The sequence below is a fragment of the Shewanella kaireitica genome, from assembly GCF_023284045.1.
Lineage (GTDB): Bacteria > Pseudomonadota > Gammaproteobacteria > Enterobacterales > Shewanellaceae > Shewanella > Shewanella kaireitica.
Window position 1 is genome coordinate 114,374 of record NZ_JAKIKQ010000001.1, and the last position, 13,435, is coordinate 127,808.

At 44.6% G+C, this 13,435-nt stretch carries 8 protein-coding genes; 6 read left to right on the forward strand and 2 right to left on the reverse strand.

The features are described 5' to 3' along the window. Nucleotides 1–76 precede the first annotated feature (76 nt). The gene (locus L2730_RS00460) at nucleotides 77–1,093 is read left to right on the forward strand and encodes a response regulator (protein WP_248972785.1); all 1,017 of its coding nucleotides are present in this window, start codon (nucleotides 77–79) and stop codon (nucleotides 1,091–1,093) included. Between the two features lie 56 nt (nucleotides 1,094–1,149). Here L2730_RS00460 and ygfZ read toward each other — a convergent pair whose 3' ends face one another. After that, nucleotides 1,150–2,121, reverse strand: a complete 972-nt coding sequence (ygfZ, locus tag L2730_RS00465; protein ID WP_248972786.1) for a tRNA-modifying protein YgfZ — start codon at nucleotides 2,119–2,121, stop codon at nucleotides 1,150–1,152. 224 nt (nucleotides 2,122–2,345) lie between these two features. Then, on the reverse strand, nucleotides 2,346–3,575 hold the full coding sequence (gene serA / locus L2730_RS00470; protein ID WP_020914426.1) for a phosphoglycerate dehydrogenase: 1,230 nt from the start codon (nucleotides 3,573–3,575) through the stop codon (nucleotides 2,346–2,348). Nucleotides 3,576–4,037: 462 nt separating this feature from the next. Here serA and L2730_RS00475 point away from each other — a divergent pair, with 462 nt between their 5' ends. From L2730_RS00475 to L2730_RS00495, 5 genes are all read left to right on the forward strand, one after another. Next, on the forward strand, nucleotides 4,038–4,652 hold the full coding sequence (locus tag L2730_RS00475) for a DUF2238 domain-containing protein (RefSeq protein ID WP_248972787.1): 615 nt from the start codon (nucleotides 4,038–4,040) through the stop codon (nucleotides 4,650–4,652). A 206-nt stretch (nucleotides 4,653–4,858) separates the two neighbouring features. Then, a complete protein-coding gene (locus tag L2730_RS00480; protein WP_248972788.1) occupies nucleotides 4,859–5,530 on the forward strand; it encodes a helix-turn-helix transcriptional regulator in 672 nt (223 codons plus the stop codon). An 889-nt stretch (nucleotides 5,531–6,419) separates the two neighbouring features. After that, nucleotides 6,420–7,472: a porin gene (locus L2730_RS00485; RefSeq protein WP_248972789.1), complete on the forward strand. Its 1,053-nt coding sequence runs from the start codon at nucleotides 6,420–6,422 to the stop codon at nucleotides 7,470–7,472. A 33-nt stretch (nucleotides 7,473–7,505) separates the two neighbouring features. Next, nucleotides 7,506–10,763, forward strand: a complete 3,258-nt coding sequence (locus L2730_RS00490; RefSeq protein ID WP_248972790.1) for an ExeM/NucH family extracellular endonuclease — start codon at nucleotides 7,506–7,508, stop codon at nucleotides 10,761–10,763. A 75-nt stretch (nucleotides 10,764–10,838) separates the two neighbouring features. Continuing rightward, a complete protein-coding gene (locus L2730_RS00495; protein ID WP_248972791.1) occupies nucleotides 10,839–13,418 on the forward strand; it encodes an endonuclease in 2,580 nt (859 codons plus the stop codon). The last annotated feature ends 17 nt before the right edge of the window (nucleotides 13,419–13,435 follow it).

Consider the following 13,435-nt stretch of genomic DNA (forward strand, 5'->3'; position numbering starts at 1 on the left):
GGCAGTTTTAAAGCTGACTATACTTAAAAGCAACCAAATTTAAATTAGCTGCCTAGCAAAAAGGAGAGTCGGTTTAATGGATAAAGCCACCATCTTAGTTGTGGATGATACCCCGGAGAATATCGATATTCTGGTGGGGATCTTGAGTAGTGATTACAAAATTAGAGTGGCGATTGATGGCCCAAAAGCTTTGGCGTTGGCTCAAAAAAGTACGCCCGATATTATTTTACTGGATGTGATGATGCCGGGGATGAATGGCTATGAAGTTTGCCAACGTTTAAAGCAAGATCCGCTTACCTGCCATATTCCAGTTATTTTTGTTACCGCTTTGGCTGAAACAGCCGATGAAACCCAAGGCTTCGCTCTTGGGGCTGTTGATTACATCACTAAGCCTGTAAGTGCGCCAGTGGTGCAAGCTCGAGTTAAAACACACTTGGCGCTTTACGACCAAAAACGGCTACTAGAGCAGCAAGTAAAAGAGCGCACCAAAGAGCTAGAAGAGACTCGCTTTGAAATTATCAGGCGCTTAGGCCGAGCCGCTGAGTATAAAGATAATGAAACAGGACTGCATGTTGTCAGAATGAGCCATTACGCACGCCTATTGGCGATACAATCTGGTTTGCCAGACAAGTATTGTGAGCTGATCTATAACGCGGCACCTATGCATGATATTGGTAAAATAGGCACGCCAGATTCTATCTTGAAAAAACCAGCTAAGTTAGATGAGCCTGAATGGGATGAGATGCAACGCCATGCCGAAATTGGTGCCGAAATTATTGGTGACCATCAAGATCCATTACTGGAGATGGCGAGACGGATTGCACTGAGTCACCATGAGAAGTGGGACGGCAGTGGTTACCCATTTGGGGTGTCGGGTCAAGATATCCCAATCGAAGGGCGTATAGTGGCAATCGCCGATGTATTTGATGCGCTGACGTCAATTCGTCCTTATAAAAAGGCATGGACAGTCGCCGATACCATAGCGCTCATTGAGAGTGAATCCGGTAAGCATTTTGATCCTGAATTAGTAGAGCATTTTAAGCAGATAGTGGATGAAGTGACGAAAATCCGTGATAAGCATCATGAGACGTAATACTACCCACAAAAAAAGCGCTCAATGAGCGCCTTTTAAAATAAATTCATCGATTATTACTCACTATCTTCTAGAGAGTAGGGTAGTTCAATTATGTGTAATTGTGATGCTTCATCGCCAGCAATTCTTAAGCTTGCGTCTAGCGGTGTATCATTAGCAAGTACAGCGGTAAATAGCACTTGCTGCTCGCGCTGGACGCTTTCAATAATGGTACCAGCCCGGCGGAACCCCGCTCCCTCTTCTAAAGCCATCTCTAACACGCTTTCATCAGCCAATGTTGCTGAGACAGTGCCACTAACGATATAGAGGGCGCGTTTATTGCCACCGCGGTACTTCATGCGAGCAATCGTCTCTTGCCCCATGTAGCAACCTTTATTGAAGCTAATGCCATCGATTGCCTGTAAGTTACACATCTGTGGCACGAACTGCGCACTATGGGCTGCACCAATATTAGGGTAGCCGGCGAGAATTTCTAATGCTTGCCATGCTGTTGCATCAAAAAGGTTAACATCAGCAACTAGGCTTGTGGTATCGACTTTACTCTGCTCTAAAATAACAATAAAGCGGCCGCTATCTTGGATGATTATGCCGTTATCGATGAGTGTTAACTCAGTATTTAGCTCACCAAACTTTGCCGTTAACCAGCTTGCAGCTTGCTCGCCAGCAACCCCTAGGATTAACCACTGCTCACTCACATCTGTAAGCTCAGCTTTGCTAAATACGGCATATTTTTGTAGTTGCGGTAGATCTAAAGCCAATGTTTGCTTTGGCATCAGCATAAATAGGGTGTCGTCTTTGGCAAAGGTTCTAAATGTTGCCAACATCTTTCCTTTAGGATCGCAGTGAGCGCCCCATCGCCATTGTTCTGCTTCGAGCGAGCTAATATCAGTAGTGACTTGGCCATGAATAAAGCTACGCCCCTGTTCACCGGTTACTGACATTAAACCAAGATGAGACAGATGAGATACCATTAGGGTAGGTTGCTGTCCGTTTAAAGGCCAGTTCGGCTGAGAAGTTGACAAGGTCATGAGCGAGTCCAAGAGTTTAACCAGAAGAGAAATGATTGTACCGCTAATCTTTGGCGGCGAAAAGTTGCATACCTCAACTTTATCAAAACTATCCTTAAACGGCTTAAAACTAATTGCTTGAAATAAAGAAAGGGAATTGTTGGCGGTGAATTTCTGAAAATAATAAGGCCGCTAAATGATATTAAGCGGCCTTTAGTTTCTATCGAGCATGGATAGGAGTCAATTTAGTGCAGTAATCGAGTTCTAATCGTGCCTTCAATCGCTTGCATTTCTGTTAGCGCTTCATCGGCTTTATCTGAATCAACTTCCATTACCACATAACCAATCTCTGCGGTTGTTTGCAGGTATTGCGCGGCGATGTTGATGCCTTTCTCTGCAAATGCCAAGTTGATTTGGATTAGAATTCCCGGTCTATTGCGGTGAATATGCAGCAAGCGTGAGGTTCCTGAATGTTGTGCTAAAGACACTTCAGGGAAGTTAACTGCAGTCATGGTTGAACCATTATCTGAGTACTTAGCGAGCTTACCGGCAACTTCGATACCGATGTTTTCTTGGGCCTCAGCAGTGCTACCACCCACATGTGGAGTCAGTAGCACATTATCCAGTCCACGTAGCGGGCTAATAAACTCATCGCTGTTAGACTTAGGCTCTACTGGGAAAACATCAATTGCAGCGCCTGCTAAATGCTGCTCTTTTAACGAGGCGGCAAGGGCGTCAATATCGACCACTGTGCCACGAGAAGCATTAATCAATATGCTGCCTTTACGCATGCAGGCCAGCTCAGCGTGGGCAATCATCTCTTTTGTTTGCGGTGTTTCTGGCACATGCAAACTGACTACGTCAGCCAAAGACATTAACTGTTCCATGGAGTGAACCTGCTGTGCATTACCCAGTGGTAGTTTATCTTCAATATCGAAGAAGATAACGCGCATACCTAAGGTCTCAGCTAGGATCCCTAATTGGGTGCCAATATGGCCATAGCCAATAACGCCAAGGGTTTTTCCACGAGCTTCATAACTACCAGCGGCACTTTTGAGCCAGCCACCACGGTGCGCCATCGCATTACGCTGGGGGATCCCACGCAGTAACATGATGATCTCGCCTAGTACTAATTCAGCTACACTTCGTGTATTAGAAAAAGGAGCGTTGAAAACTGGAACTCCCAGTTTTTCTGCTGCAGCCAGACTCACTTGATTGGTGCCAATACAGAAACAACCTATCCCGACAAGTTTCTCTGCTTGAGTTAATACTGTTTCAGTCAGTTGGGTACGGGAGCGAATACCAACAAAATGAGCATCTTTAATTGAAGAGAGTAGTGCCTCTTCGCTTAAAGCAGCCTTATGGTACTCAATATTGGTATAACCCGCTCGTTCGAATACATCTACCGCAGATTGGTGGACGCCTTCCAACAGCAGGATTTTAATCTTATCCTTGTCCAGCGAATGTTTCGCCATGATTTATGTACCCTTTTGGTTTATTTGTATTTTTATACCGCGCGTCACAGTTGAGACGACTAAATTCAAGCGTTAGCGTGGTTTCGGTATAGACTGTCAATTAATATACCTAAACCACCAGGAAGATACTCTTTGTAGAGCACTCGCATTAGCTTAATTCTAAGTGCATTACCGAGGAGTTGTAGCTCCTTGCTGTGATAATGCAACAGCGAAGTTAAGTAACGCAAGGCGTTCTTTGCGAGGTTTTAACCTACTTCATAGTTTGTATTTGATTTTGGTAAGAGGCTAGCTATTACCAGTAATCAATGACTTGGCTAAAGTTTGTTAAACTTCCACACAATTTTAGAACTTCAGGTAGTCTGGGCTTAAACAAAGTAGCACTTTTTTTGCTCGCTGTGGAGGGCTAGATGGCTAAAGTGTTTATTCTAAATTTAGAACAATATCTTATATGGGGGAGATATTTTGAATAAAAGCGTTTTATGGCTAGTTATATTTTTTATAGTACTAGTTTGGTCTGCTGTTGGACCTAAAGATCAGTTCACTTGGTTTTTAGAGGTTTTACCTGCATTAATCGCATTACCTTTACTTGCATTTACTCGTAAAAGCTTTCCGCTTACGAGTTTGGCTTACGTCTTAATTCTAATTCACTGCGTGATCTTAATGGTTGGCGGCCACTATACCTATGCTGAAGTGCCATTGTTTGATTGGATAGCTGAATGGACTGGAGGTAGCCGGAATAACTACGACAAAGTAGGTCACTTAGCCCAAGGCTTTGTGCCTGTGCTACTCGCTCGCGAAGTGTTTATTCGTCTAAGCGTGGTCAAATTGGGGGCTTGGTGTAACTTTTTGGCGGTGTGTTTTACTTTAGCATTCTCAGCTTTTTATGAGCTGATCGAGTGGTGGGTTGCAGAACTGACAGGTGAAGATGCTGAAGCGTTTTTAGGAACCCAAGGATACATTTGGGATACCCAATCTGATATGGCAATGGCATTGGTCGGTGCGATATCTGCAATTATGTTATTGAGCCGCTATCAAGACAAATTAATTGCATTGAAGATGAATCTTAAAGATAAATAGTAACTTTTAGATGAAAAAGCTAAAAACAGCAGTAAAGTTAATGATTGTACTGATGCTGATAAGTGATTTTCATCAAGCATACTTTATTACTAGGTCAAGTCTATGTAGACTGGCTTAGTCTGCTTTTTGACTGCAGCTATTTTGCTAACAACTGCATGTTATTAAGCGTTGAATGGATTAAGCGAAACTTTTCAGGGAGAGAAGTGATGAATAATAGTGATGAAGTAGTTTTTCTTCATCAGGTGACAGCACCTTGCCACCTGGCCATGCTAGCGGAATCAATAGGGTTGAAGACGCGGGTTATTTCGGATATTGAGCAGTTAGAAGCTAGCAATGAACAATGCAGCTTTTATCTAATTTCTCAACAAGGTGCAGCTGTCGACTGTAACGGGATCCCTCTAGTGGCTGCGCAATTGGTCAAGCATGTTCCTGTGGCGCTTTACGATGTAACAAAAGATTCGTTAGATGAAGAGTCAGCGCTGCTATTGGGTGTTAGAGGCTTACTTTTCTCTGATCAGCGGATGGACCTACAGCTCACGGGTTTGCGAAAAATACTGGCAGACGAACTTTGGTATGATAGAACCTTAATAAGCCGAGTTTTTCGTCAATTAGTCAGCCAAATTGAAACACCATTGCAGCTATCAGCTGAAGGTTCTGAATCCTTCCAGCAATTAACGCGTCGAGAAAAAACCATTATTCAATTGGTTTCTAGCGGTGCTCGTAATAAAGAGATTGCCGAAAGCTTGTGCATTAGTGAACATACAGTCAAAGCGCATATCTCATCTATTTTCAGAAAAACCCATGCCCGTAATCGTGTTGAATTATTACGTTGGGCGGAGCCGTTTCAGAACCAGCTAAACCTGCACACAGCTGTTTAGATACTACAAACTTGCTACGCCAAATTAAACGACCTACGGGTCGTTTTTTATAGTTATGGGTTTTAACACTTTTTGCTTGAAGTTCTCTCTCATGTGATGGGAGTTCAAAGTGCTGAAGGTAAGATTTGTATTTGCTACTGGGTAACAGCTTCTATCATTCTTGCTCTCGTTTATCCGACATCTGACCGATAAGAAAGGTGGCAATGCTCATATCAATCACAGTTAAGTATGTGATCAGAAATCGTATTACAAGGCTTCTCTTAGTATCAATCAACGTTCTGCAATCTTCCATTAACATTACACCTCTATAGGAAGCATTCTAGCTTCCCAATTCTGCTTTCCATTGCCTCAAGCTGGCATATTTAATGTGATCTTAGCTTGGTAAAAATGACAATAGCTAGTCATTTAAGAGGTAAGTTGCTTGCTAGGTAGATCAAATCTCTAAAAAAGCAATTTATTTTAGTTAAAAAAATCAAGGTTTTTGCCTGCTTACCGCTCGACACTGTTCTTTGCTAACCTCTTGATTTAACCGTTCCTTTGTTTGCTCTTGGTTGTCACTGTTCTTGATGGTGGCTATTTTATCCTTATATTACAGTTGGTTAGTGTAATCAAATGTGACGAGACCTCCTTTTTTTTGTTGCGGAACTCTGCAACAATCGTTACGCACGTTAATAGAAAATAGCGGCATTATTATAAAAATGGGGTTGAATGTATGAAGTATGTAATAAAGGGGTCGGCGTTTTTTTCACCGATTTCGTCATCGATTTCACCATCTAATTTTCCATCTACCTGAGCAACTAGCAGCTTAAGGTACGACTAATAAACATTTTTAATTTTGGGTTCGGCCTTCAATGAAAGGCTGACAAATTACTAATCGGAAGTAACAGAAATGTTAAACAAATCAACAATTGCAATCGCTATCGTCACTATGCTTAGTGCCGGTTCAGTGAACGCTGTAGTACTAGATGGTGACAGTCAAGGCGACCACGTTCGTTTATATGGCGAAGTGGGTGTAGGTGGGCATTTTGATACCCATGCAGATTATAACCACGATGAGTTCTACGACACCAAGGGCTATGTAGATGATAGCTTTGCGACTATGGGCGTATCGGGTCAACGTGAAAAATTTACTTATCGCCTTGAACTTGACTACCAACGCCGTAACTGGCTTGGCGGAGATGGTGAGTTTGAGCTGGCTATCGATAAATTATACGTAGGTTACCTTTTAACCGATCAGCAGTGGGTTGAGCTCGGCTTGACCGACACCGCTTTCGACGATTATGACCACTTTGGTGACTTCACATTCAACAAGTCCATCGAAACCGGTGAAGCCGGTGACCAAGAAAATACTGTTAAGTACCAAGCCAAGTTCGAACATCTTGTTACCGGAGTTTCTTACTCATATAACGGTGAGCACAAAAGTGGCGCACTGCAAGGTGACATCATTAACGGCTATGTAGGCTGGATGACTGATCTACTGTCTGTCGTGGTTGGCTTAGAAACTCGTGGTGGCTCTAACGGCGTCAGTAAATATGGTGAGCAGGAGCAGATAGGTTTTGGAGCACGCCTTAAACTGATGGAAGAGTTCTCTATTGGTATCAATGGCTTTATAGAAGATGAAGACTTGTCTACGCGTAAGAGCGGTGATGTACACCTGGATTACCAGACTTTCCGTAACCAAGGATTAACGGTAAGTGCCAAGTACGACCTGAATGAACATTGGGAAATCATTAGCTCCGTAAACCACGAAGAGTACGAAGGTTGGGATCTTATCAGTCCTAACTATGACTACTCTGAGCTACCACCTGAGTACGGAAAAGAGCGTCGATGGGCCAGCCTAGGCTTCAACTATCGTCCAGCTCGCGACATCGTGGTGTCACTAGAAGGCCGAGTCGGGGAAGCCCCTGAAGCTGGCTACGCTTACGTGCGTATGTACTTTTAGTCCTAATTGAATTCAACTTTTATAGAGTTTACTATGAAAAAAAGTTTCCTATCGCTGGCCATTGCCAGCACCATCAGCATGGGCGCCTTCGCTGGCGTTGAAGACCTGCTGATCACTGAAATGACTCAAGGTTCTGATGCTAGTGTGGGATCTGTTGAGATCACTAACACAGGTTCTGACGCCTTTACCTTTACTGCTGATGTCACCGCTTTCCAACGCTCTAGCGGTAAGTACGATAACGAGTTGCTTAATGCTGATGCTAAGCCATTGTTGACTGGCGAAACGCTTGCTGCTGGCGCCTCTCTAGTGCTTGTTAACAGTCGATCTACCGAAGAGTTTCGTAATGCGATTGAGACTCAAGGTGGCACAGTTGTAATCTCCACCTATGACAGCAGTAATAAATACAACAACCTGTTTATGACCAGTGATGACGGTTTCTTCCTGAAAAATGGTGATACTGTTATCGATCGTGTTGGTGCTGTGAACGACAATAGCAAGTGGGCGCCTAATACTACTCTGCGCCGCAAGAAAACTGCGGATGGCAACAATCCTGCTCAATCAGGTACTTTCGATGCGACTCAGTGGCAGAACATTTTACCAATGCGATTTGATGATCTCGGTAAGTCAGAGCTACCTGCTGCTGATGCTGAAGACATCATGGACATCTTCACTTGTCCAACTGATAAGAGTGAAATCAAGTCTCCTAGCGAAGTGCAGGGCAGAGGCTTTACCTCGCCTTTAATTGCCGAAGGTAAGACTGAATCAGATGATAAAGTTGCCGTAGAGGGGATCATCTCAGCAAAGGTGTCTATCCCTAATGAGGGCTTCTACCTTCGCAATTTTGCTTCTGACAACGATCCTGAAACTTCCGATGGCATCTTCGTTAGCTCAAGTGCGGCGGGCGAGCTTAAGGTTGGCCAAACTATTTGTATCGGCAGTAAAGTGGCAGAGTACCAAGGCCAGACTCAACTGTCTGCAGATACGGCATTTAGCTGGAACGTTACTGATACTAACATTGCAACCATGCCTACCGATATTCAAGTATTGAGCTCTGATAATGGTTCTTTCGATAAGACATTAGAGCGTTACGAAGGTATGTTGGTTAATCTGCCTGAGGATTTAGACCCTAGTACTCCTAGCGAAGAAGTCAAAGAGGACATGCGTATTACTCGCAGCTTCAGCTACAACTACTTGTCTTCTCCTAACGGCCGTAACAACATGGTTGCTGCTTATAAACGCCCTAACTTGCAGCCTAACCATTTACATGTTGCGGGAAGCCCTGAGTCGAAGGCGGCTTATGAGCAAAACAATGACTATCGTTTAGTTATTGAGAGTGCGACTAAGTCCAGCGGCACCGAGCTGCCTTATTACGCTGGTTTTAACAGTGACCCACACACCAACTACATCCGTATCGACGATAGTCTCGTTAATGCGCAGGGTGTGATCAGCCAATATGAAACTGAGCTGATCCCTGGAACTGATAAGTATGATCAGGATTACAGTCTGACTATAACTAACCAGTTGACCAGTGATAACTTTATTCACAACTTACCGCGTACTGACGAACCGGATTTGAATGACACTGTAGCGGAAGATGATTTTGCTATCCGTATTTCTAGTCAAAACCTGTTTAACTTCTTTAACTCTCCTTTCGGTGGTGACAATAATAACTTTGGTCAGAGCCGAGGTGCAGATAGCTACGATGAATACATTAACCAGAGAACCAAACTGGTAGAGATTATTCGTGCTCAGGATGCCGATGTTATGGCCCTGATGGAGATTGAAAACAATGGTTTTGGCGATGCTAGTGCCATTGCTGAGATTGTCAACCAGGTTAATATTCAGTATGTCGATGAGCGAGCTCAGGATTATAATGGTCCTAACTCCACTGAGAACCGTTATGTGTTTGTTGGTTTCGACAACAACGGCAATCAAATGTTGGATAACCTAGACGCTATTGGTTCTGACGCTATTGCAACTGGTATCATATACCGCCCAAGCAAAATGAGCGTTGAACGCACTCGCGTTATCCCAATGCCTCAGCAGAAAGCACCTACCATAGTGAACGACTTAGGTGAGGTGATCAAAGATCAGAACCAGGAAATTCTAGAGAACGGCCAGAACTACCACCGTGATGCTCTAGTTGTAACCTTTATCGTTAACCAAACAGGCAAGCGCTTGACGCTAGCTGTAAATCACCTTAAGTCAAAAGGCTCTACTTGCTGGGAAGAGTGGCAAGGTGTTGAGTTTGGCAATGCCACGACTTGGAACAACCGTACTGCACCAGATTTGGACTACCAAGGTTCTTGTGCTGAGTTCCGTGTAGCCGGTGCCGTGCACTTAGGTGAAGAGATGGAAGACGTTCTTGGGGATAAGATCATCCTTGGCGATTTGAACGCCTATGGTAAAGAAGATCCTGTGCTAGTTCTTACTGAGAACCCACGCAACAAGACGATCGTTACCGCTAGCCACACTTTCCTTGGACCTAAGCCTCAGTTTAACGAAGATGGCTCTGCAGCTGTAATCACTAAGACTTATGGTTACATCGATATTGTCGGTGAAAAGTTTAAGGAGAAGGGCAAGACGCCTTGGAGTTACTCTTTCAGTGACGAAATTGGCTCGCTTGACCACATCTTGGTCTCTCCTTCTCTAAAAGATCGCGTGATTGATGCGACTGACTGGCATGTTAATGCAGCTGAAACTGGTCTGTATGACTACCAGAATCGCTTCAAAGGTACCATCGACGGTACTGGAACGCATAAGTTCTATAGAGCAGACATCTATCGTGCGTCGGATCACGATCCTGCGTTAATCACTCTTAGCTATAAGCCTGGCGATGCGGATGCAAACGTGCCTCTGAACCTGCCAAAACTGAGAAAGTTAATCAAGGTTCCTTATCAGATCCCAACAGGTGTTACTGCTCAAGTTGGCGATGTAGCGACCGTCAATATGACTCCTACGAATGATGAAGAGCGCTTAGATTTGAGCCAAATGGTGCTGCCTAATGTGGTTGTTTCTAATGACGCAACGGCTTTGATTAATTTCGAAGTCTTCGGTGCGCCATCAGCTATCTACAACGTTACGGTAAGCCTACAGCGTGATGGTCAAATTGTAGAAGGGTCTAAGCAAACTTTCAAAGCGAAGGTATCTAGCCGTGACTCTTTGATTGCTGACATTGTTGAAGAAGAAACGGACAACACTGGCGGTGATGGTAGTGCGGGCAGTGCAGGCTTCATCAGCTTGTTATCCCTGTTCGGACTAGCAGCTATGCGCCGTCGTCTTCGCAAATAAGCGTTGTTCTCGACAATGAAGCGCACAGCCTGCGGGCAGTGCGCTTCCTATCAAGGATTCAAAAGAGATACGATTATGAGAATTAAAATGAATGCAGTTGCTGCGGCCACTGCTATGGTTTTGGGCGCTTTTTCTACTACGGCAAGTGCTGATTTACTGATTACTGAGTACATTGAAGGCGGCGGATTTAATAAAGCTATTGAGCTTTATAACTCTGGTGACGCTGCACAATCTTTAAATGGCTATAAGCTAGTTCGTTACAAAGATGGTGCCACTACTACGACAGAAATGGTCGCATTTACAGATCAAGAAATACCAGCAAAAGGCATCTTAGTTGTTAGGCATACCGATGCTGTGTTGAACCTCGACGCTAGCGTAACTGAGATGATTGGTGGCCTTCAGCAGAATGGAACAGATGCTGTTGCACTGCTCAATGGCGACACGGTCGTTGATATTGTTGGCGCGGTACCTACCCCAAAAGATTGGGGTAAAGATGTCACGCTGCGACGTAGCGATACTGCTAGCTCCATGGTGGCTAAAGATACTTTCGACGAAAATGACTGGACTTCTCAGCCCAAGGATACGGTCGATGGATTTGGCTGTATTGGTGACAATGCTTGTACTTTCGTCGAAGAGCCTGGTGTGCTGCTGATTACTGAGTATGTGGAAGGTGGTAGCTATAATAAAGCGATTGAGGTTTCTAATGTAGGTGGTAGCACACTCAATTTGGATGACAGCGAATATAAGTTAGCCATTTATTTTAATGGTGCGACTGAGATCACTGATTCCACTGTTGTTAATCTTACTGGTTCACTCGACGTTGGTAAAAGCTTAGTGTTCCACCACTCAAGCGCTGCTGAAGCTTTTAAAGTCGGAACTGCTCATACTGTAGCTAAGTTCAGCGGTGATGATGCTTTAGTGCTTACCAAAGATGGTGCTGTCATTGATAGCATTGGTAAGGTTGGAGAGCAGCTAGTATGGACTGATGGTGACTTTTCTACTAAAGATAAAACTCTGCGTCGTAAAGCAGCTGTAAAGGTCGGTGATACCAATACCGCTGACGTATACCCTGGGACCTCTAAAGAACAGTGGCTTATTCTACCTAAAGACACTGCGGATGGCCTTGGTTGTGCCGGTGAAGACGCGTGTCCTTCAGAGCCCGAGCCAGATCCAAACCCTTGCACTAATTGTGAGATCCTTGCTCCGGTTGCCGATCCGACTACGTTTAATGCTGAGATCTATTACTCAGATGTACTCAGTGGAGAATTCAATAATGCAGAAGAGCTTAAGAATGCGCTATCAACCATCATTGCTAAAGGTCATAAGCAACTGAGCTATAAGCAAGTTTGGTCCGCATTGACCTATGCAGATCAGGATCCTGCTGACGATAAGAAAGTTATTGAGATCTACACTGGTGAATCTATTTCAAAGTACGACAACCAGACTAGTGGTAGTGGTGCGGGCAAGTGGAACCGTGAGCACGTATGGGCTAAGAGCCATGGCTTCCCAAGTGATTCTCAGTGGGGTTACACCGATGCGCACCACTTGCGTCCTTCAGATCCTGGCATCAACACAGCACGAAGCAACAATGACTTTGGTGCATGTAGCGACACTGGTGAAGAAGTACTATTCAACGGTGTTGGTACCGGTAACTACCTGGACAAAACAACCGACTGCTGGGAACCTCGAGATGAGGTGAAAGGCGATGTCGCTCGTATGATCATGTATATGGATACGCGTTATCAAGGTACCGATACAGCGACAACGAATATGCCTGATCTCATCGCTGTTGATCGTCTAACGACTACAGCTGAAGATAGCGAGCCGCTGATCGGTACGCTTTGTACTCTGTATGCATGGAACAAGTTAGATGCTGTTGATACTTATGAGCAGAATCGTAACAACCAAGTCTATAAATATCAGGGCAACCGTAACCCATTCATTGACCGCCCAGAGTTAGTGCAAGAAGTATATGGTGCAGTCTGTGGTGACGATCCAAACCCTAGCTTGGTCGTTGAAGGCGATATCGTTACGCCTGAGAGTGTAACTGAAGGTACTGCATACACTATCGATGCCTCTGCAATCACAGCTGGTGAAGGTGTTGCTCTTACTTATAAGTGGGAGCAGGTTGTCGCCGAAGAGAAGACCGTTGTTGGTGACCAGGCTGTACTGTCTCTGACTGCGCCACAGATCAAAGCCGATGAGACTTTGAACTTTATGCTGACTCTGAGCGACGGTACTTTGACAACAACCAAAGCCGTTAGCTTGGTTGTGACCAATGTTCCTTTAACTCTGAGTGTAGAGTTTGCTGGCAATACCAAGTTGACTGAAGGCGATAAAGCGTCTATCACCGCGACTGTTGCAGATGCTCCAGAAGGTACTAGCTACAGCTGGAAGCAAGTATCAGGAAGCACGGCAGAGTATACTGCTACAGGTCTGACACTTGATGTAACGTCACCTAGCGTGAGCATTGATCAGGTTCTTGTGTTCGAGCTTACGGCTACTGTTGGCGAAGAAAGTTTCAGTCAGTCTGTTAGCATTGAAGTGAAAAATACTGAAGAAGCGGGTTGGACTAAGCCTGATGGGGCGGGTAGTTTAGGTGGTCTTATGACACTGCTGCTACCTCTCATGTGGTGGCGTCGCCGCCAAGGCTAGCCAATAGCTAAGCCTGT